This is a genomic window from Paenibacillus lautus NBRC 15380 (genome assembly GCF_004000945.1).
GTDB classification, from domain to species: domain Bacteria; phylum Bacillota; class Bacilli; order Paenibacillales; family Paenibacillaceae; genus Paenibacillus_AQ; species Paenibacillus_AQ lautus.
This window is the reverse complement of the sequence record NZ_BIMF01000014.1, coordinates 138,307-162,581: the sequence shown is the minus strand read 5'-3', so window position 1 is coordinate 162,581 and position 24,275 is coordinate 138,307. Positions and strand designations below refer to the sequence as shown.

Here is a 24,275-nt window from a genome sequence, read left to right as displayed (position 1 = left end):
TTTTTGCGTCTTCGTAAGGGCTAATTGTTGGGAAATACCAGAAATAATCCGTATGATATAATCTGGTTATAACTTTTGACCATGGCGGGAGGATAGGACCTGAAATGGCTATATTAAAGAATGACTGGGCGTCATATTTAGAGCAGGAGTTTACGAAGCCATACTATTTACAGCTGCGGGAATTTCTCGTTGAGGAATATCGGACGAAGACCATTTATCCTGATAAATACGATATTTTTAATGCGCTGCACTATACGTCGCTGGCCGACACCAGAGTTGTCATTTTGGGCCAGGATCCTTATCATGGACCGGGACAGGCCCACGGCTTAAGCTTCTCTGTCAAAGAGGGCGTCAGCACGCCTCCTTCCTTGCAAAATATGTTCAAGGAGCTTCAGGATGATCTGGGCTGCTTCATTCCCAACAATGGCCATCTGCTAACATGGGCGCAGCAAGGGGTACTCCTTCTTAATACGGTGCTCACCGTAAGGGCGCATGAAGCGAATTCTCATAAAAACAGGGGATGGGAAAGCTTTACGGATAAGGTCATTGAGACGATCAACCGGAAAAATGAGCCTGTCGTGTTCCTGTTATGGGGAAGCCACGCCCAGAAGAAGGCGGAGCTCATTACGAACCGGCAGCATACACTGATTCGTTCGCCGCATCCGAGTCCGTTGTCTGCGCACCGAGGCTTTTTTGGCAGTAAGCCGTTTTCTCGCGCTAACGAATTTCTACGCAATATAGGGCTTCAAGAAATTGATTGGCAAATTCCTAACTTGTAAGAGGAAGGAGAGTGGCCATAGTGAGACCTCTTCATCCAGCAAGCGATTGTCAGCTGACGCATCCGATAAATCGTATTATATGGATTAGGGGTGGCAGCAATGGTGGCTATAAATAGTCACGGTTTGCCTCCACGTATAGTGTTAAGACCACCTTTAAGGTGGTCTTTTTCCGCTGGATCAGCGTTTTGCCCTGTGAAAGTTATTATTTCCTCATATAATTAGGGACTAAATGAAAAAGGACGACAGCCTCATAAAGTTGTTTTAAGCTTGTCCTATTAAGGAAATCTTTTTGTATGTTTATATCTACTTGTTAGTCCAATACTATTCTCTCCTTGGATCATAAGATACATAGAATACGATTAAAGGAGGACTTATCATGGCTGAACAAGTTAGAGTGAGCCCACAATTCAAAAGGCTCTGTGCCCAATTTGGAAGAATTCTAGGAGGCGAATCGGAAATCGAGGAAGGTCCGGTTTGTTTTGTCACGCGTATGACGAACCTAAGGGAATCCATCTTGGGAAGAAGAACGCGCTCCCCTTTGGTTCAGATGCAAATGTTTTCCTTCGAATCTCTTGATAAATCGGGCCGCGCGCTTTGTTTGGGTGAAACTGCCGTACACCAAAATCAGGTGAATCGATTGATATCCAATCTCCGAAAACGTGGGATAAAAGTAACAGCGGTTCATAATCACTGGCTAAAAGAACAACCTCGCTTAATGTATATGCATTGGGAATCTATTGACAATCCTGTTGCGTTTGCAAGAAAAACAAAAGAATCCATTGCATTCTTGGGTTAATGCCGGGTGAGTGATGTCTCGTCTTTCTATCATTTAATGAGAGGATGATTTCGTATGGCAGAAGTGAAGGCAAGTCCTCGCTTTAGAAGATTATGTAACCAATTCTCGGCCATTCTAGGCGGAACGGAGCATGAAATAACAAAAGGACCGGTTTGTTTTGTCTCCAGAAATCGGAGAATAAGAGCATCTATTTTAGGAAGACGGACGACTTCCCCTTTGATTCGTTATCAATTATTTTCGTTTGAAAACCTGGACAGTTCCGGTCGCGCACTTTGTTTAGGGGAAACCGCTCTCTTACAAAGTCAAGTAAATCAATTGCTGACCAATCTTCGCAAAAATGGGATTAAAGTGACAGCGGTCCACAATCACTGGCTGTTTGAGAACCCGCGTTTAATGTATATTCACTGGGAATCGATCGATGATCCCATTGCATTTGCAAGGAAAGTAAAACGCTCCATTGCTTTCTTGGGTTAATTAATGAGCAAGAAGCAAGGGCTTCTTCTTTGTTGATCGTTTTTTATTTTGAATGGGTAACACGTTCATTAGCAGGGACAAGGTAGTACTAACAATAATCATATAAACGATTAGAAAAGCGACCGTGATAGGTCGCTTTTCTTGCGTTTTTTGCATGACATGTTTTTATTGAAGTTCGGACGTTGCTGTCCTAATGATAGTTTTTGGATTCATTCTCCTTATATTTACCATTGCTGTCATGCAGTGCTTGTTTCCGGCGATCATTGCGGGCTTGCTGCTGTTGCTGGGCCTCTTGGCTGTTCACGGGTGTCTCTGCCAGTTGTTCCACCGTGTTGATTAAGTTCTTGTCCGGTTGGTTCGTGCTCAATGGAAGGCTCCTCCTTGTTTACTTATATAAGTTATGAAGTTTATTATGTGCTGGCTGCCGTGCGCCTATTCGTGTTGCAGCTTAGACTTAATAGGGAGTGGCATAGCTACGGACATCGTTACTGTGCATAACAAAAAGACCCGGCTTCTGCCGGGTCTTCTACATATGCGACATCTTCGATCGTCACACGGTTACATTTGATCCTTCGGGGCAAGCTCAATGGCGGAACGGATCGCGGCGAGCATACTCTTGTCATCGGCGATGTTTTTTCCTGCAATATCAAAGGCTGTACCATGGTCGACGGAGGTGCGAATGATGCCGCCTTTCAGTCCGACCGTTATGTTGACGCCCTCTTCGATGCCCATGACCTTGATCGGCGCGTGTCCTTGATCATGGTAGCAGGCCACGACGATATCGAAATCGCCCCTGCCTGCTCTGAAGAACAACGTATCGGCAGGGAGGGGACCAACCACATTAATGCCTTCCTGCTGGGCACGCTCGATGCCCGGGAGCAGTTTTTCCTCTTCTTCGCCGTTGCCAAACAGTCCGTTCTCGCCAGCATGCGGGTTGATTCCGCAGACCGCGACTCTCGGATTGTCGAAACCGGCTTTTTTTAAGGTGTCGTGAGCCAGTTTGACGACGGTATACGTTCTTTCCGGGTTGATGCTCTGAATGGCTTCGATCAATCCCATATGCGTTGTCAGGTGAATAACCCGCAGGTTCGGGGTCGTCAGCATCATCGAGAAGTCTTTTGTGTCCGTGAGATCGGCCAAAATCTCGGTGTGGCCCGGATACATATGTCCGCCTTGATGCAAAGCTTCCTTGTTCAGTGGAGCTGTGCAGATAGAGTGGATCTTCCGCTGCTTTGCCAGATCGATAGCTTTGGCCAGAAATTGAAAAGCGGCATCTCCCGCGACTGGCGATACTTCGCCGAATTTGAGGTCGGCCGGAACGAGGTCCAGATCGATGACGTCAACGGTGCCGAACTCGTATTTTGCCTCGGTTGGCTCCTGAATTGCGTTCACCTTCAGGCTTGAACCGATAATCGGCAGCACGCGTTCTAATATTTTGGCGTCTCCTATCACGAGCGGATTGCAGTTATCGTACATCTCCTGATGGGATAAGGCCTTCATAATGATTTCGGGTCCGATGCCTGCCGCATCGCCCATCGTAATTCCAACCGTCGGTTTCATGCTGGATTACCTCCTTTTATCGTTTGAATCGCATGGATAAATACGTCCGGCTTGCCGAATCCGCCTGCTTTGGTGACTACATACAGATCATCAATCCCTAAAAATTTCGAAATCGGCACGCCGATTTCCAGCTCGTCCAACAATTCGAAGCCGCTAATGTTCCATTGCATGCAGATTTGCTTGGCCGTGTCTCCCCCGGTCATGGATACGCCTTTGAAATAGCCGTGCTCCAGCAGCTTGGCACAGGTCTCTCCCATGGCGCGCACAATCTCATTACTGACCTCGGTGTGATTGAGACCACGGGCCTCTCCCGCGGCACGAGCCTGTTCGATATCGGTTTGCTCCGCCGTGGAATAGATAACGATATCTTTGCCTTCCAGTACGTGCGTTTTGACTTCTTGATAGACGCGATTCATTTCTTCCATACGCTCAGCTGAATCGGACACAGCCTTATAGGACTCGAAATGCACGGGAACCACGTCGGTATGTTCCAGCAAAAGCTTTAGCTGGGCACGGGAGTTCTTGTTCACGCTGCCGACCACGGTAAGGATTGGCCCCTGATTCTGCGCGATGGCAAGCTCCCTCGGTTTGGACGAGATATGATGATGGGCGGGCAGATAGTTGGCGATGCCTGCAGAGCCAGCCCACGTGAGTTTATATGGAAGCTGCCCAGTGATGTGCAGGATTAACTCCAAATGAGCTTCTTCCGTGGAATCAATCAGCACATACGGAATGTTATGTTCTTTAAACTCTTTTAATTTACCTTCAATGCGGCCTGCTCCAGCCTCCAAATCACGGACTGAAATCTCGCCGACGGCATACTTGGTTTGCAGCTTCAGCAAATCGGGAAGATAGGAATGGGTGACAGGCGTTTTGGGATCATGGGCAATTTCAGTTTCGGCTAATGGTACTCCATTCAAGTAATGGGTAGCGTTGAGAATGGTTCGATTGTTCTTGGGATACCCCGGAGCGATCATCATAAAGTCCGGCTTTACCACATCATACAGGGCATCGATCTCGATCCCGATATTGCCCCGCATAGTGGAGTCCATTTTTTTGAAAATCGTATCAAACCCGGCATCCGTTAAAAATTGAGCGGCCCGGCTTACTCGCTGATAAGCTTCTTCGGGTGTTATGGAACGGCTGTCCGTATCGAAAACAACGGCATCGTAATAACGAATGTTGTCTTTGTCCATATCGAACAGAACGCTAGTTTTAAGGCCATGACGAGCGAGTTGGACCCCGCTGTCATTGGCGCCAGTCAAATCATCTGCAATGATGGCTAATTTCATGCAGTTACCTCCTCCTTGAGAAAAACGATGCAATCGAGGGTTAGGGATAACCTCTATGCTGCAGGGTTGTTATATTTTTCGACGCCGCCTGATTTCTCCAGTCTCTTGGACAGGAAACCAATAAAGACAGGCAGCAGTATGGCGGTTGTCACGACGCTCGCGGCAATTTGCACGGTAGCGATTTCAGCAATCGGCGCGAAAGAAGCATTCGCGGCGACAATCGCAGCCGGCGTACCTACCGCATTACCGGCTGTGGATCCTTCGGAAGCACCGACAATCGGATTCCAGCCGATCGCCTTGAACAGCAGAAAACCAATGCCGCCCGTGAGCAGTACCGTCAGCACGCCAAGCAGAATACCGCTTAATCCGCCTTGAATGATGGATGAGAAATTGATGCCCATACCGAGTGAGAAGGCGAAGAACGGAACCAGCTTGTCACTGCCTTTATGCAGCCAATCGGCCATATTCCGGTCCAGGTTCCCGATCACGACGCCGACGAGCAGCGGAAGCAGTACGGCAACGAAAGACATCGGCGAGAACATGCCGTTGGCAAAACCCATGGCGCCGAAGATCGAGAGCGCGACCATCGTCAAGAACGGTCCGTCGCTTAATGCCAGGAAAGGATAGGCTGCTTTGTCATCCTCTTTTCCGTATTGTCCGGCTAATGCAATATACAGTCCGCCGTTTGAATTCGTCATGGCCGCGATGATGGCCAGAGGGGCAAGGCCCAAGAATAATCCGTTGGAATCCGCAAACAGGATGGCGACCAAACCTAATAGCGCGCCGATCGTCCATTTAAATACAAGCAGCGTAACGCCTTTTCCGACCGACGAACCCGCTGTTTTGAACGTGATTTGCGTGCCGGCAATCAATAAGAAAAGGGCAATGAGCGTACTCGAGCTGTTCACGAATAAGGCTTCCGTAAACCCGCCGATTCGCAAAGCGTTTGGTGCGAATGTATTGATGCACGCTCCGATGAGGAGGGGAACAACCATCATACCGCCAGGGATACGATCTAATGTCGCTTTGATTTTCATAATGTTAGCTCCTTGTGTAATCGTTTTATTGAAGCGCTTGCAGTAATTATACTAGTTCAAATTGTTTATTTTAGCAACATATAATTTCTGTAAATATGATAATTCTAATAAATTGTTTAAAATTGCAACATTCAGAATGAAAAAAAGACGTAAACTTAAATTTATTCTTTAAGTTTACGCCATAGCGTGGCCCGATTAATCCCTAATCGTTCGGCCGCTCTAGATTGGTTATTCTTTTCCTCGTGGAGTACGTATTGAATAATTTCTTTCTCGATCTCTTTAAGAGTCCCTTTCAACGGAATAGGGTTTGAGGCCGGAGGCTGATTATCGAGCAGGCGTGCTAGTGTATCGGCTGAAATCACATAGTCGGTTTCGTTCATCGCAGCCTGTTTAATGAGCTGTTTTAATTGGCCGATCGTCATCTGTGAAACATTCTGCCGGATCAACTGCACGGCGTCTTCCTTTATTTTGACTGCCGCCGTCCCGTATTTTTGATGGTATCGGCTTAAAAAAAGCTGAATGAGCGAAGGCAGATCCTGCAATCGGTCCGAAAGGGAAGGCATGATGATCGTATTCAGTTTCATGTTCGGGGTTCCAGGTTGATCAAGCGCCCGTTCGCTAAGCACGAATACGCCAATCTTCTTATGCAGGCAAGACTCCATAAAAGCAGCCAGATCCGGATCCTGTAAGCATTCTTCTACATGGATGAATTCCACCGTCCGTGCTTTGGAGAGTGGAAGGGCTCCTAACTGATCCGGGGAAACCTGGGCTAAATCGATCTGGAGCAGCAAGCCGCCGCCCGAGTACATTTGATGAATATACTTCACGATGAAGGACTTGCCCGTATCTTCCCGGCCAAGCAGATGAATGGGCTCATGATATTGATACAGGGCTTGAATGCTTTCCAACGTGGTGCGCATGGCAGCGGATTCGGCAATCATTGGCTCTGCTAGTGGTTCGGCGTAGGCTTTGATGCCGGACTGCGCAAATTCATAGGGCCGCCCTTTTTCCAGGGAGTATACTTTATAGCTTTTGTTATCCAGTGTGGTTTCATAGGCTGTGACGGAAAGCTGGTAATCGTCCATCGTAAAAACATTCTGCACTTGGGATTTGTGGAATTCCACATGGGTATTGATCAGGTAGATATGGTTATCCGTCAAAGGGCTGTGTTCAAAATCGGCCAATTGCTCATATACAACTTCATTTTGATCGTTAAAGATGACGAGGTTGGGGTGTTCTTTTGCAACCAGTTCGTTCAGAATGGCCGAGACGGTATGGTTGTTGCTCAGGTAGCGGTAGATGAGCTGGGCATCGTCCAGGGCTCGCATGATGGATTCTTTGCCGGAATGGATGAGAAGCCCCTTTAACCCGTAAGCTTCGGCCGTATGGACGGTGATGACATCGCCGACAACCTGGCGGTATCCGGCAGCTTTCAGCTCCAGCAATAATCGTGCAACATCTTCGGAGCTGTGTATGGTGTATACCTTTAAAGGCAGATCCATTAAATCAATGATCGATTGGGCGCCCGATGTAATATTGGAAAAGCCGACTATGGCGGTTTTTCCGTTAAACTGGCTCGCCAGCGTCAAGGAACGGATCATATCGTATCCGGACAGGTGGACGTCGATGACGGGAATCGAGACAGCCGCTTTAATCAGCTGGGCCGTTCCACCGCGGCTGATAATCACCTCGGCTCCGTTGCTTTGAGCAGATGCTGCCAGCTCGGCCCCTTTTTGCAAATCGCCGACGGCGAATTGTATGTCTAACTGGGGAAACAGAGGAATGATCTCTTGTATAATAGGAACCATCGCTTCATAAGGAGCGATCATATGGACACGTGTACGCATAACTGATCCTGCCTTCATTAAAAATCATCCAATCGTGTATCCCGTGTTCACGGAATATAGATGTTTACATTATTATAGCCAACTTATAGAGGAATCGCACCCTGCGAACATTGCACTGTATTCCTATGCAGAATTTGTTACTATGATAGTACACAGATGCCTCATACCTAATGTTGGAATTCGTCAGGCATTTACTACCTTTCTTCATATCACTTGGATATATGGAGAAAACAAACAGGAGGGAATATATTGAGTACACAGAGACTGGGAGTTCCTTTGGAAGGCTTTGCGGAATTCAGCCGAAAAGTCGCCGCTGAAGGTGCCGTACTGTTAAAGAATGATGGACAGGTTCTGCCCCTGAAACCAAACGAAACCGTTTCCGTTTTCGGCAGAACGCAAATTAATTATTACCGCAGCGGTACGGGTTCGGGCGGAAGCGTTCATGTTTCTCATACAACGAATCTGCTCGGCGGTCTTCGGGATAAGAAGAACATCACCGTCAACGAAGAATTGGCAGCTGCCTATGAACGGTGGATTGAACAAAACCCTTTCGATAATGGCGGAGGCGGCTGGGCGGCTGAACCGTGGCATCAGAAGGAAATGGCTTTAACCGAGGAGCTGGTATCCGCAGCAAGAAAGGCATCCGACAAGGCGATTGTTGTTATCGGGCGAACAGCGGGTGAAGATCAGGATAATGCTAATGAGCCGGGCAGTTACCAGTTAACGTCCGAAGAAAAGGCTATGCTGCAGCAGGTGACCACGCACTTCGAGCAAACCATTGTGGTGCTGAATGTATCCAACATTATTGATATGAGCTGGATGCTCGATGAAGGTTATGTGCACACGATTTCTTCTGTCATTTACGCTTGGCACGGTGGCATGGAAGGCGGTAACGCCATTGCAGACGTATTGGTCGGCGAGGTGACGCCTAGCGGCAAACTGACCGATACGATTGCTTATTCGATCGAGGATTATCCATCGACCCGCAATTACGGCAACGAGCTAAAGAATGTTTATCAAGAGGATATTTATGTGGGTTACCGTTTTTTCGAAACGTTTCGAGCCGCTTCCGTGCAGTATGAATTTGGCTTTGGGTTGTCGTATACCCAGTTCCAAATCGAGCCGCAAGAAGGCAAGCTGGTGGTTAGAGAGGGAGCGCAATACGTTGAAATCGACGTAAACGTAAAAAATATCGGGACCACCTATACAGGTAAAGAGGTGGTGCAGGTTTATTACGAAGCGCCGCAAGGTGTCCTGGGCAAGCCTGCCAAAGTGTTGGCGGCATTCGGAAAGACGCAGGAGCTTGGGCCCGGCGATTCGCAGCTGCTCACGATCAGCTTCCCGGTCCACGCCATGGCTTCCTATGATGATGCCGGTGTGACGGGACAGGCTTCCGCTTATGTCTTGGAGGCCGGAACCTACCGTTTGTATGTGGGAACCAGCGTGAAGAATGTGGAGCCCATCGGTTTGGATGGCCAAGAAGGCTATGTTGTCGAAACGCTGCAAGTTGTGGAGCAGCTGCAGGAAGCCATGGCGCCAACGGAAGGCTTCACCAGAATGAAGCCGGGCATTCGCAAGGAAGACGGCTCATACGAACTGACATATGCAGAGGTGCCGCAGCGCAAGATGAACATGGAGGAACGCATTCATCAAAACCTGCCGCTTACCTTGGAGCAAACGGGCAATCGAGGTTATACCTTAAGGGACGTTTATGAGGGAAAAGTCAGCATGGAAGCTTTTATCGCTCAACTAAGCGATCAAGACTTGGCAGTGATCGTCAGAGGAGAAGGCATGAGCAGTCCGCTGGTTACGGCGGGAACGGCCTCGGCTTTTGGCGGCGTGAGCGACAGCTTGCTCGACTACGGAATTCCGGTGGCTTGTACGGCAGATGGGCCGTCCGGAATACGGATGGACAGCGGACAGCAAGCAACGCAGGTGGCTATTGGAACCCTGCTTGCGGCCACCTGGAACGCCGAGCTGGTCGAAGAGCTCTATGTCATGGAAGGCCGGGAGCTACTCAGCTACAACATTGATACTTTACTTGGACCGGGTCTGAACATTCGGCGCAGCCCGCTAAATGGACGCAATTTTGAATATTTCTCGGAAGATCCGCTGATCTCGGGGGTATTTGCCGCGGCATGCACGCGCGGGATTATGAAGGGCGGCTCCAATGCCACCCTGAAGCACTTTGCCTGCAACAACCAGGAGAAGCATCGCAGTAAAGTCGACGCTGTTGTGTCCGAACGCGCCCTTCGGGAGATTTACCTGAAAGGCTTTGAAATCGCGGTGAAACAAGGCGGGGCGAACGCCATCATGACCTCGTATAATCCGATCAACGGACACTGGGCGGCATCCAATTATGATTTGAATACCACCATCCTACGCGGCGAGTGGGGATTCCAGGGTATCGTGATGACCGACTGGTGGGCCATTATGAACGATGTGGTGAACGGAGGCCCAGCCGATCGCAAAAACACCAACTGGATGGTCCGCGCCCAAAATGATCTGTACATGGTGGTTATGAACTACGGTGCTGAAATCAATGCATGGGAAGACAATACCTTGGCATCCTTGGACAATGGTACGCTGACTCGTGGAGAGCTGCAGCGCAGCGCCATGAACATCTGCCGGTTCCTGATGCATGCACCGGTATTTTCAAGAAAACAGGTGATCGAGGAAGCCGTGGGTACTTTTAAAGCCGCTCCTTCTCTCGCACCTGAACAAGCACAAACCTTATCGGAGAGCACACAAGTAAAGCCGGCTGCAGCGGGACCGACCTATGTGAAGGTGGAAGAATCCGGCGAGTACCGGATTATTGTACGCATTATGTCTCCGGAATCGGAACTGGCCCAGAGCGCATGCAACGTCACACTGAACGATCAACCGGTGACCACGATTCAAACGAATGGTACCGACGGCAGATGGATCAGACAGAAGCTTGTCAAAGTGGAGCTGGAAGCGGGTTATTATGAAATGAAGCTGGATTTCGTCAAGCCCGGCTTGCAGATCGACTGGATTGAATTTAAACGGGTTTAAATCTAGCACGGGGATATCCAACAGATCTAAGATCTTTCGGATATCCCCTTTTTCCTCCATAACAATATGAATACACCACTTGCCCGTTGCTGATAATCAGTATGTGTGATTAATGTCATCGAAAATAGATTTGAAAATTTGAATAATAAGGATGATGTAAGAAGATAAGAAGATGAGAAGATCAGAAGATAAGAGGGTGTGAGACGTTTGACAGCAAAGATCCGTGAATGTGTGGAGCAAGACTATGTTATTGAGCATGTGAAGCAACGATTTCATTGCACGGTATTATGGTGTGAAGGGCGTGCATGCTTGGAATATAATGGCGAGGAAGAGCTAGCTCGAATATCGGATTACATAAAACAATCGTTTGATAAAGAGCTGCTGGACGTATTTTTCACAGCTATAGAAAGCCTGCCGGTGGATGTTTAAAGCGTGCATGATATCATGCCATTTTCTTGGCTGCCTTCGGACAGGGGAGTAATTCCCCTCTCTGCACTATGTAAAACTACCGATCGCATAAGGACATGGTTTTTGCTTTTTTCAAAGAAATAATAATAGAATAATAATCCAAAACCATCCGAATGAGGATGGTTTTTTGCGTTGACCATAAGATGTTATCTTCAATTTGTTCACAGTTAAGTTGTGACTAGAGTCTACAAAGTTCAACATATCCCTTCATCATATTCCATGATATACTAAAATAAACCAAAATATAGTTCTTGGAGGTACTATGCGGAGACCGATATTAGGACTTAATACACGGGTTGAAACCAGTCTGGATGTCGCACCCAGACAGCAAGCTGTAGTTCGCTTAGAAGGAGCTGCATTAGAGAAAAGATTGCGCTTAAAACGCTCAAGCGCTTTCATAGAAACGATGACCAAGCTTGATGTTAGCGGTGTGGTTGTCTCTAAGGGAAAAGTTCAAGAGCTTATAGATCAAATATCCAGTGAATTTCCCGAGTTAGCGGTGGATCAACTTCCGTTAGGTATTGTGAGTAAGTGTTACTTGGGAAATCCTTATGAAGTCCATTCGTTAGATACTAGATTACAGATTCTCGATCATTACAAACGAGGGGAAATCGTACCTAACGGCATGGAAAAGGCTAGAAGACTGGCTATGCATCCTAGCTATGCCTACATCGAGGTATATATGAATATGATTGCTGCAATATCCCTGTCTGGGGAAGTATCTATGATTAAGGAGTAGATGAGCGATGTCAAATCATCAAACGATCTCTACGGCTAACTTGAGTCGGATCGAAAATTCGTTGAGCGCAATTAATGACAAAATTAATGGAGTATATCAACAGGTAGCTACGGTAGAGCAGCAACTGGAGGATACGCAGAGCGATCTTGCACTGCTTGCGGAAGAGTTTCGTGAATATGTACGCCAGGATGGATTGATCAAAAATGTGCAGTTAGCAGAGACGAGATTAGTTAAGGTTAGACAAGAGCTCGAGAATAAATACGGTCACTATGAGGATGTTCGTCGAAGAGCGATTGGAATATTGCAAGCCGTTGACACCAGTTTGGTACGTAAGGATACAATCGAGAACGCATCGGAAGAACAGTTGCTGGCTGCTCCACGGTATTGGCTGGCGCCATGCTTAATCGCATTATCCGCATGGCTTAGTGATAAAAAGGAGCTGGCTGAGAAGGCAGTTGTCGAAGCGTTGCGAAGAGATGATGAGAAGACATCTCTGTTTTTTGCATTGGTTACGCGCCGAGGAGGTCGTTATCAATCAAGCCGCTCTTGGTTGGAACGATATTTTGGTCAGCAAGATCCGAATGAACTTAAGAGAGAAATCGTTATTTTGATTGATGGCTTTTCTAACGGGATATTTGGTCCGGAAGCTAGAGCGAAATGCGGCTTATTAATAAAAAGCTGGTTGGACGAGCTATCACAAAAAGCAGGTTTTATCGAAGCACAGCGAGACCAATGGAAGAAAGCGCTTTTGTCGCGTACAGAAAAGCTGGATGCTTCAAAATTTCCTCATTTGAGGAAATACAGTCCGACTTGGCCACAGCTTCAGCATGCGCTTGAGGGTGCGCAGCTGCATGATATTATTTTTCAATATTTCAATTTTATCCTTACGCAAGAGATTATCCCTTCCAAAAACTTGGCTTTTGCAGTAGACCAACTGCTCGACATTTTGGTTCGTGAATTCGACGAGGAAGAGCTGCCGTTGCGTCGTGAAGAACGATTAAATGAATTAATCATAAAAGAAGATGGAGATAAGAACACGGCCCAGAACTTGTTTGCAAATGAGAAGGTTGTTGACGAAAGACTTGATTTTACCCAGCTGTTAACGAACTTTTCCATGTATCCGACAGAATCCAACGCTTCTGTTGCTACCCAAAAGCTCGCCATAGCCTTATCGAAGGAATGGATTAACCATGCCCATGATGATTTAACTGCTGAAAATCGTAATGCTGTCCCTATCGATATTGAGATTAAATTGGACGATTGGAAGGGCACTTCGAGGGACGGAAGTAATGAGGAAGAGCTGATCTCCAGTTTGCAACAGCATATCCAATTGAAGAAAGAGGACGCTTTGGGGAAAAACAAGCTCGGCGCCAAACATTGGGTATCCTTAGCTGCAGGTATTGGGTTCTTTGTATTAGGTATGAGCACATTATTTTTATTTATTGTTTCCGCTATCTGTTTGTTTATTTTCCTGAATGGTCTGAGGATTGTTAAAAAGAATGTACAACTAATTGAACAGAATTATGCGGAACTATTCGCAAATCATAAGCAAATTTTAGTGGCAACTTTAAGTGATATCGTTGATTATCGCCTCGAGTATGAGACTGAAGATGCTAACGCAAGTAAAATAGATGAGCTTCTTGATCAAGTTACGCCAGAGCAATATACATATTCGACCTATGATTCTGCTAGAGCCGTTATTTCGTCAAATTAAGAAGGAGTGAAATCCGGATGTTAAATAGAAGCAAACCCATCATTCAGAATTCTTCGACAGAGCCGGCTGGCCAAATGCAAGCGAAGCTGGATCTGAAGATTGAAGAACTGCAAAGGCAAACCATTAACGAATCATTAGCGGAAAGCTTTCCTGCATGGGATTTGAATCCGCCGGCTGTATTAGTTCGTAGACGGAGCTCGAAATTATTATGAATCCTCCGAATTATTATTCCGAATGGACGAAGCTGTTTCATCAACTAAAAGAACTTGGTCAGGAAGATGAGAAGATCATTTCTGTTCTGGAAAAAGGTAGGTTGGAATGGACGTCAGGTGTAGCTGATAAAATTGTAAAGTGCACCTATGATGTAATTGAATTTAAATTAAAGTATACGACACGCCTATTCCAGCAGGAACTAGATCATTCACGTGGTGAAGAAGCAGCCATTATTTCCGCCATTATAAATGCACGTTACCGATTTGATTTGCTGTATCGTTTATGCCGCCTTTCTATTTTTCCTGAGGATGTTAAGGAATCCTTGATCCAAGTTGTAAGTAAATATGTCGGAGATTCTCAGGAAGCTTTATTAGAAAGCGCAAAGCATGATCGAACAGGTCAACTTGCCTATACGATTAGACATAACAGTTTGATACAGCAACAGACGCAAGCTCCAGCGGCCGCGGCTCGTGAGCCGGTTGAACCGAAGGAGTCTGCTTCTGATCCATTTAAGTCTAGAAGAAGGGTGCTATTTTAAATGAGTGACTTGCAAACATGTTTGAAGACCATGGAGCAATATTTGAAAGCGAGAATTCCCTTTATTTCTATACGTACTGCGGAACGCTCTCGTGCGCTTAGTTTTATAGCTCAATTATCAACAAAGTTAAATTTAAACATTGGCTACCATACGTTATCCCAAGGAATGAGAGATATATCAACCAATCGGCTGCTCAATGAGGACCGTTCGGTTATTGGTGGACTAGATTATGTGACACAAAAAATCGGTCAACTCCAAAATCAAACGTTTGTTTTTACAGAGGTACAAGAGCTTGAAGATGATACTCGAATGGCAAGACAATTGCAAGATGCGGTAATGCTTGCTACGGAAACGGGCGGGGCGATTGTTGTAATTACGAATAATCCTGTCTGGGGGCCATTGCAGCGTCTCGGCATGTCGATAACGCTGTCTCAACCCAACGAGGATGAAATGCTGATCATTATTCGGGATCAAATTCATCCTTATCGAAGTGAAATGTTCATTGAATGGCAGGATGCCGAGGAGAGGCAAGCAGCCGCTATACTTGCTGGCATAAGCCAAATTGAGGCTGAAAATGTGATCGCAACATTATTAGCAAACGGTAGTATTATGAATGAGAATTTAAAGGAATTAATGCATGCCAAAGATAAGATTTTTGCCGATATTTCTGGTATTGAGCGAGTTATTGTAAGAGAGGACTATCAAATTGGCGGGTTAGATGGTCTTAAATTATGGCTTGATGCTAATCGCCAGCTCCTGACGGCCGACTTGCGTGAACGCGGCATTCGCCCGCCAAGAGGAATTTTGTTGGTTGGTGTTCCGGGGTGTGGGAAGTCTTTATCCGCTAAGGCGATCGCTTCCTTATGGAACCTGCCGCTGTATCGGTTGGATTTATCCACCATACATGGACAGTACTTAGGGCAGAGTGAGAATCGTTTGAAAGAAGCATTATCCACAGCCGATCATGTGGCGCCATGCGTATTATGGATTGATGAAATTGAGAAGGGTCTTGCCGGCGCAGTAGGCGGAGGCGATGGAGGCACATCGACCCGTCTGGTCGGCCAGTTCCTGTATTGGTTACAGGAAAGCCTCGCTAGAGTCTTCGTTGTGGCAACCGCCAATGACGTATCCAAGCTGCCCCCTGAACTGCTGCGCAGAGGACGTTTTGATGAGTTGTTTTTCGTAGATTTACCAACCGCGAGTGAACGGGAGGAAATTATAAAGATTTATATTGAAAAGGGATTGAAGAGAACAATATCAAATGAATTATTACAGCATTTAGTAAGACTTTCGGACGGATTTGCCGGTGCGGATTTGGAAGCGGCTGTTCGAGACGTAGTGAAGCAAGCATTTGTAAAAGGGGACGATTCCATTACAGATGAAACGTTTATAAACTTCTTTACCAATGTCGTGCCGTTATCTCAAACAAGCCCTGAACAAATTGAAGCGATACGCACTTGGGGTAAAGAAAGGGCAGTCCCAGCTGGTAAAATAAATGAAGAGGCGAATGGGCATGGCATTCACCGATCAAGCGGACGAAAAGTAATGGTATAGGATACGAATACAAATCGATCGGATTCGCGCTCGGCCCGATTTATTTAAAGTAAATTTCCTGTTTTATTAAGCGAAGGATCTATGGCCATATTCGTCTTCATGTATAACAACCCGCTCATTGAGCGGGTTGTTAATTTGTTTATGATCGAAATCATGAATGTACTCAGCCGTTAGAAACGACATTAACAAAAACACTCAGGTCGATCCGGAAGTTCATTTTGCTGCGCATCGTCTTGGGAAGTTGTTGTGGTATTTGTGCGTAAGCAGGAAAAGTGGAAAGATGGATGTGACGCAGATAAAAGCCTTGGCTTGTCGAGGCCGAGCTTTAGTGAAAAGATCCCCAAACCTGTCGTTTGGGGATCTTTTATAAAGGGGGACATATGTAATTGCGGGTGTTTGAGAGCTGCGGAATATGATTCGATAAACGACCCATGAGGTTCATGTTTATTCACGTATGGCATCTAAGACCATGGCCGTTAGCTGGTGCACGGTATGTTCGTTTGATGGACGCTGAATCTGGTACATAGCCGTACTCCCGGACATGCGGGCTGTGATGTCAAAATGCCACTGCGTTAATCCGCTGCCGGATAGAAGTTGGTTTCGATAGGTATGGCGATGCAGAAGCGGCAGCTTCTCTAATTTATCAATCTCACGTATATGTAGTTGACAGCAATCTGTTTTAACGAGCTCAAAAATACCAGCCAGCGGCAGGGGCTTATTGGAGAATTGGGATGTTACGGGGATAGCGTACTTGGTTTCACGCTCGAACAGAGGCCGGAAATGGCGGGAATCCATTCCGAAGACTTCTAGGCTTTCCTGCCAAAGCTTTTGTTGAGGGTAAGCTGGCGTTACATAGGGAATATTTTGCTGATCCACCGTCACAGCGATGACGTCATCCGTTACCAATTGGTATCCTTTTTGCAGAAAGGCAGAGGCCAGCGTCGACTTCCCGTGCCCGGAATGGCCGATGAAGGCATAGGCCTTATGGTCAATGACTACCGCACTGCCGTGTAGAGGAAGTATTCGACGCTGCAGTAATAGGGCGCCCATACAAGATCCAAGCACGTACAGCCGGATTTTATCCACCGCGGCGCCCTTTTCTGGGGAGACAGAGATGGTCGTCCCGTCCTCTATTGCAAAAACAGCGAGTTCAGGGACTCTGAACATGACCATATCTTCGGTGCATACCCATGTTTTATTCGACGTATCTGATATTCCAAGCCGTCTTTCGGTCAAATCAGCATAACGGACGACAATATCGGCGAAATCATCCGGGAGGACGACGGGCTGTAACTCAGGCAGGGGAATGTCACTTTGAATGGAAAACCCGAAGGCCTTATATGCGGTTGGTTTAAGTGTTTGAAGCATGGTCCTCACTCCAATGATTAATATACGAATAAAAAAAGATAGCCCATATACCCAATAAGGCATATACGGGCAGCGGTTCTTAGAAGATGAATCCATGAAGATTAGCTGTAGTTAACGATTTCATCCGGATCCGGTTGAACTCCATCCGGAATTGCACTTCCAGGACCCGCCATCGTCATTTTCATGTCCAGAACTTCCAATGCAGGTACGCTCCATTCCTTTTTCATATAGATATTCACCTCCTTTCAAAAGTTTTTCTGAAGAAATCGGTACAGGATGATACTGCGCATTAATAGCTTAATAGATGGACCATAAGCTTGATTCGAATCCATTCCCTCTCGGGCCTCCATGAGGGCTTCTTGGAGAACAGGCATGTTGATGATCTGCTGCATTCTAGAATCACGGCTCAAATGGTCCAATTCTTCGATAAATGCTGGCCAGTCACTTCGCATTCGATGGATGGAATCGGCAGCCTGGATGCCTCTTGTTCTCTGGTTGAGCCGGATGGAATCCGGGAGCCAGCCTGTCGTAGACCGCCTAATTAAAGCCCGATCCATGCCGTTATGAACGAATTGCTCCATTGGCGTTGAGAGGCAGAATCGAATGACGCGTAGATCATTGGTCGGATCGTGACTCCAAACGGAATAACGAAGGGACAGCTTGCATCCGCTTGACCCGGTGGCGCTCCATATGTTGACCCGGTTGAAATGCTGAATTCTTGCTTCCAATGGATCATCTGGAAGATCGTCTGTTGAGCCAATTCCGGTAAACGCGCGATCCTGCAGCTTGTCGTAGATCCCTGTGCGATCAGCAAAGTCGGGATGAATGAGCTGCGGCAACTCAGCAGATGATCCGGATGGCCTTACCTTTGCAAGAGAAGGAAACGCTTTACGGCAAAGGATGGAGTATAACCGCTTACGTGCAACTCCAACGTTTCTGCTGTACTGATTGATCTCGCGGAATAGATGAAGCCAGTTGAATTTTTTCATAAGCTTCGTGTAATACTCGATCGCAGGTCCCCAAGATATGCTGTAATTCCCCCGGGCTCCATTCAACAGAATTCCGATTCCTTGCTGCTGCGCTTGCGCATAGATTCCTCTTAGCCAGAACGAGTTATCAAAGAACTTATAAGGAGATTCCAGGATGTCAATCCAGTCGTCGATTTCCGTAAAGGGACTGTGACCTTTGAAATCCAAGTAATGGTCATGGATGTTGCCCACAAACTGTACGGTCTGCTTAATGAGCGGCCTCTCGTCAGCAAATCTGTGCTTCGGCGTCCAATCAATGAATTCGTCTTCTGGTATGTAACTGAAGGTATGAAGCATCCGGTTATCCTGCTGAAGCGCTCTGGCAGCAAAGCTTGCGACGGAGCCCGAATCCAAACCTCCGCTTAGATGAGCGCCGATTTGCAGGCTTGAACGACGAAGCCTTGAGGTTACGGCTGTATGAAATACCTCACGAAAGGCTTCTTCATACTCCTCCGATGATCGGAGCTGCAAAGGATGCACATTAGCGAGGCTGTCATATCGGCTGATCAATAACCGGTTATGTTTAACGCTGAAGGAGTGGGAAGGCGGAACCTGATAAATATGATTGTACACAGTGGTTGAAGCATCCGGGGGTTCGAATACACCGCGGATCGCCAGAAACTCGGCTAGCCAACGCTCGTTAAGCTCTTTATGTATATAAGGTAAAGTGAGCAAGGGAGTCATCATCGTACAGAAGGAGAACTGCTGCTCATCGTGATGATAATATAGCGTCCTTGCGCCTGAGAAATCCCTTGCTCCGAACAGCAGCTGCTTGCGTGCATCCCATATGGCAAAAGCAAAATCCCCGACTAATCGTTCCGGCATCCGCTCAAACCATTTCTCATAAGCCTGCAGCAGTATTTCACTGTCAGTCATGTGTGACCTTTGAAAATGCGGCACATGCAGCTGTTCCATGAGCTCATCCCGATTGTCTAGGATGGCATCGGCCGTGATGGCAAGCCCGCGCTGCGGATCGTAATAAGGAAGTATTTCGTGGACGGCTTGCTCTGTAATCCATTGGGCATGACACCCCATCATAATGTAATCCTGTTGCCAAACGGCGCTTTGATCGGCAGGATACTTGCTTAATGCCGACATTATGAGCTCGCTGTGATCCGTTGGAATCGGTTCTCCATGAAAACGATAAATACCCGCAAGTGCGCCCATTCGATCTTCCTTTCGTTACAACTCATTACGAAATAGTGAGTATGTATGATACATTTCGTATCGTAATCATTATAATACATGTATACAATTTGTATCAATACTTTTTTTAAACCTTTTTGGTGGGTAGAATTGGGCGGCTTTATATGGCTTCAACTTCTTGTGCGCCTTGAACTTTTGCGGAACAGGATCATACAGAGTAGGTAAGCAAGAAGAATACCGAGTGAATCATTGATCACATCGTAGATTCGACCGCCTCGGAAGAAGAAGAGCTGGAGAATTTCAGTTAGCGCTGCATAGGCGACTGACCAGAAAAAGGCGGTCCTTCTCCTGCCAAAATCGGATGCGAGAAGGGCAAGAATGAGAAACCCGATAAAATGCCCGATTTTTCGCAGAATCCAATCGCTGCTGTACCACTTAAAATCCAGTTTCATAAGCTCGGACCAGTCGGGGGAGGGGTTGAACTGAAAATCCACGATGTGATATCTGATCAGGAGATGGAAATTAACTGAACAGGTGAAGACGAATAGAGCTATTGCCCATAGAAAGGTAAGAATGATTCGCATGAAAAATAGCTCCTTTTGGTGGTAAAGATGCTTCTATTTATACAAACTGATAAAAGTACGTTGACTTTGATACAAAATGTATCCAATTGATTTCTATATTATAGTAATCCTCGTGTTGTTTTCAAGATTGAAATTTGAATGGTTTCATAATTTGGGCTGGGCTCGAATCTTAGATGGGTATTTTCATCAAGCACATTTGTTAATATAGTCACTACTATGTAGCAAGGAGGAGATGAGCATGGCCAAGAGACAAACGAAATACATGAAGATGAACGCATGGTCATCCTCGGATACGATGGATCCGAAAGATGTAAGCTCCAATTTCGACTTGTTAGATGAGGAATTAATGAGCCGTGGCATTAACGTTAAGTGGTTCGGGGCTGTAGGGGATGGGAGAGCAGATGACACTGCTGCTTTTCAGGCTGCGATGGCAAAGTGTGATAAACGTTACAAGCTATTTGTGCCTCCTGGTGATTATCGGATCAGACAAACGATAGAGAACAATAGCCGGGGAATTTTTGGAGCAGGTCCCTATGTAGATGGTGGACAAATGGGCACCAGAATTATCTGGGACCCCCTCGATACAACAACGGATTTACTTCCATGCATAAGAATCCGAAATTCTGGAGTGAAAGCAGTATTTGAGGATTTCGGGGTTTATGGGGTTTCAACATATAGCTCAAGAGAACTGATCAACTGGATAAATAAGGAGTTATTTGAACAAAGTCTGTACGATATGTTTGCTGTAGGTTCAGCTGCGTTCGAAGTTGCAGGATCAGCGACACCGATATTTAGAAATATTGCTACATCTGGAGTGAAGGTTGGGCAGCTTCTTAACAGTAACAATGGACATGTATCCTCATACGAATGTACCTGGAACGGATTAATTGGCGTATACTGCCGTATCAACACGGGGGATTATTTTTATCAAGGCGGCAGTATAACAGGAGCATTCTGCGGCATTATGTTCGGTACGACATTAGCAGCCGGACATCGCGGGGGGTTAAATGCAAATATTCATAGAACACATCTTGGATTTTCGCCGTACGCTATTTATCAGTGCATCGACAGTGGACTTGATGACTATAAGGCAGCTCCTGTAGTTTTAGGATTAAGCGGTATCTACATGAATGCTCAATTTGAACAATGCGGGGAAGCAGCAATAAAACTATTGAGTAAATCCTTAACTTCGAATTTAAGAATGTTCGGCTTCGGCTTTTCTTGGTCTGTAACAAGTTATACAGGCAATCCTTCAAAGTGGGAGTACTCTATGCCAGATGAACTGATTCCTGCTGGTGAAAAGCAGAAATATGCAGCTTGGTTTGGAACCGTTACAGCTCCGACGACATTTAACGATGAACTTGGAGTATTAAAAAAATCGAATGCTCAGGGTGCCATTGGAACGGCGTATATTGATATTCTAACCGGTGGTAAGGATTCCGATTTGACTGGATTGGGCCCAGAGGAAGTGGTGATTCGTAGAAAGGTCACTCCATTATATAAGAGTGCAGACTTACAAACACGGATGAAGGAAAGAGAGCATCGCACGCTTATGCCGGTATCAGCGCCGAACCTGCTTAGAAATCCGGAAGTGCTATCGAATTGGACGGTATTAAATGGAGGTGTAATTAGTCTTGTCACAGCCGATCAAGTGCCGATCCCTATTAGCAACGAGATGAAGCAGGTCATCGGTCCGCATCCTGTTATTTTAAAAATTACGCCAGATGGAGTACGATCACCGATTATGGCGATCAAGTTCAATAGCCGAACTCTGCCGTATCAGGGAGATGCAAACAGAAACTTGGCCATGCAATATTTCATTTTGCAAACGGAGTATGAAAGTGGCTCGTTATATAAATCAATGGGCCGAATTGCTGCCCAGAATGCGGAGTATATTTTTAACGATGCCATCACTTGGCGTGAAGAAGGTTGGAAGCATCTTCGGGGGAGAGAGCTTGCAAGTCAAACAGGTTTATTGCATGAATTCAGCATATCGTTCATCCCCAAAGTGGGTGAAACCTATATTGCTGGAGTAATGGTGACATGGGATCATATCGGGTCGTATTCCCCGCATCCGCATAGCTATATGACCGATTCCTTGGAAATCGAGGGTCCAGGAAACGGAATTATACTAACGGACTCCGTGACAAGAGCCAGATATCAATTATCCATTGTCAACGGCAGCTTGCAAATTACGCAAAAATGATAACTGCTTCGCTAACCACTGATCCTCTTCGGTGAACCAGCTTTGTTGATCTCGTATATCAACAAGGCTGTTTTTTTTGCGGTTAGAACGAATATGAAGATACATATTGTGTCATTTTTATGTAAATTCATGAAAATTAACCTTGACATGATACAGATTGTATCGTAAATTATGGAATGTAAAATATACAAATTGTATCGAAGAGCTTGAAAATTCAAGGCATGTTTTTCAATCCATAAAATAAGCGGAGGTTTGCAGCCGAATGGAACTCAAACAATATTTCCGAGTTGTTCAGAGAAAATGGTGGTTGATTGCGGTTATTGTCGTAATTGCGATGGTAGCAGCCGCTGTAAAGAGCTTCTATTTTACGACACCTATCTACGCAGCGAACGCTAAGTTAATTGTAAACCAATTCTCGGGCGACAGAGCGGCGACACTCAATGCAAGCACGATTCAAACTAGTATTTTTCTGATCAATTCGTACAAGGAAATTATTAGGTCCTCGGCCGTGATGAACAAAGTGGTTGAGCAATACCCCGAGCTGGGTGAAAGCCCCTCCCAAATTGCTGCCAAAATATCTGTTACCTCGGCGAACAATTCGCAAGTCATGAATCTGGTTTACGAAGATGTCACTTACGCCAAGGCCGCCAGTGTCGTAAATGCTGTCTCCACGGTATTTAAAGAGCAAATTCCAAACATTATGAATGTAGACAATATAACCATTCTGAGCGAAGCGGATCCAACCATATCTCCTGCGCCTATCAATATAAATCCGGTGATGAACATGTTGATTAGTTTTGTAATCTCACTCCTTCTGGCGATCGGCTTTATATTTCTGCTCGATTATTTGGACGATACCCTCAAGACCGAAGTGGAGATTGCAGAGATTATGGAAGTACCCGTGCTTGCTGTCGTAGGAAGGATCAGCCGAAAAGAGCTGAAGAGGTCCACAAGATCGAAAGCTATTCCAACACAAAAGGCAGGTGAGAGTCAGTATGCGTCGCTCCATCAATAACCATAATCTGATCGTTTCCGCCAATCCAAAATCGCCAATTTCAGAGATTTATCGACTGCTTCGAACCAAGATCCAATTCTTTTATAAAGAACAGGAATTGAAGACCGTTACGGTGACATCGTCACAGCCTGGAGAAGGCAAAAGTACTGCGATAGGCAATTTGGCGGTTGCTTATGCGCAGGAAGGCAAGAGTGTTCTTCTGATCGATGCAGACCTGCGAAAGCCCTCATTGCACCGGATGTTCTCGCTGTTAAACTCCCAAGGCTTAAGCACTCTGCTTGCGGGAGACATAGGTCTTGAGGAAGCGATTCAGGAAACGGCTGTTGAACGATTATCATTGTTGCCATCCGGACCGGTCCCTGTAAATCCATCGGAATTGATCGATTCGCCATCTATGCGGGAACTGCTAGAGCTGTCGAAACAGCAATATGATGTCATTCTTGTCGATACGCCATCGGTGCTTTCCGTATCGGACTCCGTAATTGTCAGCGCATTATGCGATGGAGTCATTATGGTAGCTGCAACCGGAAAGGTAAAGAAGGATCATCTTAGAAAGGCGAAGGAGCAGTTGGACCATGTGAATGCCCGAATATTGGGGATTGTGCTGAATTAATCGAAGAGAACGCCCGCAAGGAAACGGCTTTCAGGCAGGAATGATGATAGGCGAAGAAATGAGTAAGAAAAGGTAATGTCTACTGCACCTCTATCACTGCAGACACTCGGTTACGCTGTGGGTCGTATCGACCTTAGACATGATTGTCGAGGGTGTAATGTGAGGACGGGTTCAATGCCCTTTTTTTCATGAAAGGCTTAGCTATGTTCTTTTCTGCAGAGAAGAGTATATAGCTGAGCGTTTCTGCTAAACGGACAATGAGCCTACC

The 24,275-nt window shown here is 46.2% G+C and carries 22 protein-coding genes; 13 read left to right on the top strand and 9 right to left on the bottom strand.

Translation table 11 applies throughout. The features are described 5' to 3' along the window. Nucleotides 1–104 precede the first annotated feature (104 nt). From PLA01S_RS22180 to PLA01S_RS22170, 3 genes are all read left to right on the top strand, one after another. The gene (locus tag PLA01S_RS22180; RefSeq protein ID WP_127594074.1) at nucleotides 105–779 is read left to right on the top strand and encodes a uracil-DNA glycosylase; all 675 of its coding nucleotides are present in this window, start codon (nucleotides 105–107) and stop codon (nucleotides 777–779) included. A 376-nt stretch (nucleotides 780–1,155) separates the two neighbouring features. Further along, the gene (locus PLA01S_RS22175; RefSeq protein WP_100539708.1) at nucleotides 1,156–1,575 is read left to right on the top strand and encodes a DUF1259 domain-containing protein; all 420 of its coding nucleotides are present in this window, start codon (nucleotides 1,156–1,158) and stop codon (nucleotides 1,573–1,575) included. A gap of 54 nt (nucleotides 1,576–1,629) precedes the next feature. Next, entirely contained in the window at nucleotides 1,630–2,049 is a 420-nt protein-coding gene (locus PLA01S_RS22170) for a DUF1259 domain-containing protein (protein WP_098741451.1), read from the top strand. Between the two features lie 190 nt (nucleotides 2,050–2,239). Here the strand turns inward: PLA01S_RS22170 and PLA01S_RS32085 are convergent, their stop codons facing one another. From PLA01S_RS32085 to PLA01S_RS22150, 5 genes are all read right to left on the bottom strand, one after another. Then, complete coding sequence (locus tag PLA01S_RS32085; RefSeq protein WP_164817495.1) at nucleotides 2,240–2,416, bottom strand: hypothetical protein; 177 nt, start codon at nucleotides 2,414–2,416, stop codon at nucleotides 2,240–2,242. 191 nt (nucleotides 2,417–2,607) lie between these two features. Beyond that, nucleotides 2,608–3,609: a 4-hydroxythreonine-4-phosphate dehydrogenase PdxA gene (pdxA, locus tag PLA01S_RS22165; RefSeq protein ID WP_127594073.1), complete on the bottom strand. Its 1,002-nt coding sequence runs from the start codon at nucleotides 3,607–3,609 to the stop codon at nucleotides 2,608–2,610. Continuing rightward, entirely contained in the window at nucleotides 3,606–4,901 is a 1,296-nt protein-coding gene (locus PLA01S_RS22160; RefSeq protein WP_127594072.1) for a four-carbon acid sugar kinase family protein, read from the bottom strand. Before PLA01S_RS22160 ends, pdxA begins: the two co-directional genes overlap by 4 nt. A 53-nt stretch (nucleotides 4,902–4,954) precedes the next feature. Beyond that, nucleotides 4,955–5,938, bottom strand: coding sequence for a 2-keto-3-deoxygluconate permease (locus PLA01S_RS22155; protein ID WP_127594071.1), 984 nt, complete (start codon nucleotides 5,936–5,938; stop codon nucleotides 4,955–4,957). A gap of 161 nt (nucleotides 5,939–6,099) precedes the next feature. Continuing rightward, nucleotides 6,100–7,785: a sigma-54-dependent transcriptional regulator gene (locus PLA01S_RS22150; protein WP_127594070.1), complete on the bottom strand. Its 1,686-nt coding sequence runs from the start codon at nucleotides 7,783–7,785 to the stop codon at nucleotides 6,100–6,102. Between the two features lie 249 nt (nucleotides 7,786–8,034). Between PLA01S_RS22150 and PLA01S_RS22145 the strand changes: the two genes are divergently transcribed. The 7 genes from PLA01S_RS22145 (at nucleotide 8,035) to PLA01S_RS22115 (ending at nucleotide 16,047) form a co-directional block, all read left to right on the top strand. After that, the gene (locus PLA01S_RS22145; RefSeq protein ID WP_127594069.1) at nucleotides 8,035–10,821 is read left to right on the top strand and encodes a glycoside hydrolase family 3 C-terminal domain-containing protein; all 2,787 of its coding nucleotides are present in this window, start codon (nucleotides 8,035–8,037) and stop codon (nucleotides 10,819–10,821) included. Nucleotides 10,822–11,028: 207 nt separating this feature from the next. Continuing rightward, on the top strand, nucleotides 11,029–11,250 hold the full coding sequence (locus PLA01S_RS22140) for a hypothetical protein (protein WP_127594068.1): 222 nt from the start codon (nucleotides 11,029–11,031) through the stop codon (nucleotides 11,248–11,250). A gap of 301 nt (nucleotides 11,251–11,551) precedes the next feature. Continuing rightward, on the top strand, nucleotides 11,552–12,028 hold the full coding sequence (locus PLA01S_RS22135; RefSeq protein ID WP_127594067.1) for a hypothetical protein: 477 nt from the start codon (nucleotides 11,552–11,554) through the stop codon (nucleotides 12,026–12,028). A gap of 7 nt (nucleotides 12,029–12,035) precedes the next feature. After that, on the top strand, nucleotides 12,036–13,742 hold the full coding sequence (locus tag PLA01S_RS22130; protein WP_127594066.1) for a hypothetical protein: 1,707 nt from the start codon (nucleotides 12,036–12,038) through the stop codon (nucleotides 13,740–13,742). 17 nt (nucleotides 13,743–13,759) lie between these two features. Beyond that, a complete protein-coding gene (locus tag PLA01S_RS22125) occupies nucleotides 13,760–13,954 on the top strand; it encodes a hypothetical protein (protein WP_100539712.1) in 195 nt (64 codons plus the stop codon). After that, a complete protein-coding gene (locus PLA01S_RS22120; RefSeq protein WP_127594065.1) occupies nucleotides 13,951–14,493 on the top strand; it encodes a hypothetical protein in 543 nt (180 codons plus the stop codon). The genes PLA01S_RS22125 and PLA01S_RS22120 overlap by 4 nt, the downstream gene beginning before the upstream one ends. Next, nucleotides 14,494–16,047 carry an AAA family ATPase gene (locus PLA01S_RS22115; protein ID WP_127594064.1) on the top strand — a complete coding sequence of 518 codons (1,554 nt, stop codon included), beginning with the start codon at nucleotides 14,494–14,496 and terminating at the stop codon, nucleotides 16,045–16,047. A 444-nt stretch (nucleotides 16,048–16,491) separates the two neighbouring features. Here PLA01S_RS22115 and PLA01S_RS22110 read toward each other — a convergent pair whose 3' ends face one another. The 4 genes from PLA01S_RS22110 to PLA01S_RS22095 form a co-directional block, all read right to left on the bottom strand. Further along, a complete protein-coding gene (locus PLA01S_RS22110) occupies nucleotides 16,492–17,415 on the bottom strand; it encodes an aldolase (protein ID WP_127594063.1) in 924 nt (307 codons plus the stop codon). Between the two features lie 101 nt (nucleotides 17,416–17,516). Continuing rightward, nucleotides 17,517–17,642 (bottom strand): paeninodin family lasso peptide, encoded by a 126-nt coding sequence (locus PLA01S_RS22105; RefSeq protein ID WP_127594062.1) that lies wholly within the window; start codon nucleotides 17,640–17,642, stop codon nucleotides 17,517–17,519. A gap of 18 nt (nucleotides 17,643–17,660) precedes the next feature. Beyond that, on the bottom strand, nucleotides 17,661–19,610 hold the full coding sequence (locus PLA01S_RS22100; protein WP_127594061.1) for an asparagine synthase-related protein: 1,950 nt from the start codon (nucleotides 19,608–19,610) through the stop codon (nucleotides 17,661–17,663). 149 nt (nucleotides 19,611–19,759) lie between these two features. Further along, a complete protein-coding gene (locus PLA01S_RS22095) occupies nucleotides 19,760–20,173 on the bottom strand; it encodes a VanZ family protein (protein ID WP_127594060.1) in 414 nt (137 codons plus the stop codon). A 238-nt stretch (nucleotides 20,174–20,411) separates the two neighbouring features. Between PLA01S_RS22095 and PLA01S_RS22090 the strand changes: the two genes are divergently transcribed. The 3 genes from PLA01S_RS22090 (at nucleotide 20,412) to PLA01S_RS22080 (ending at nucleotide 24,007) form a co-directional block, all read left to right on the top strand. Beyond that, nucleotides 20,412–22,379 carry a glycosyl hydrolase family 28-related protein gene (locus tag PLA01S_RS22090; RefSeq protein ID WP_164817494.1) on the top strand — a complete coding sequence of 656 codons (1,968 nt, stop codon included), beginning with the start codon at nucleotides 20,412–20,414 and terminating at the stop codon, nucleotides 22,377–22,379. Between the two features lie 262 nt (nucleotides 22,380–22,641). Continuing rightward, nucleotides 22,642–23,394, top strand: a complete 753-nt coding sequence (locus PLA01S_RS22085) for a YveK family protein (protein ID WP_127594058.1) — start codon at nucleotides 22,642–22,644, stop codon at nucleotides 23,392–23,394. After that, on the top strand, nucleotides 23,375–24,007 hold the full coding sequence (locus PLA01S_RS22080; RefSeq protein WP_127594057.1) for a CpsD/CapB family tyrosine-protein kinase: 633 nt from the start codon (nucleotides 23,375–23,377) through the stop codon (nucleotides 24,005–24,007). Before PLA01S_RS22085 ends, PLA01S_RS22080 begins: the two co-directional genes overlap by 20 nt. Nucleotides 24,008–24,275 lie beyond the last annotated feature (268 nt).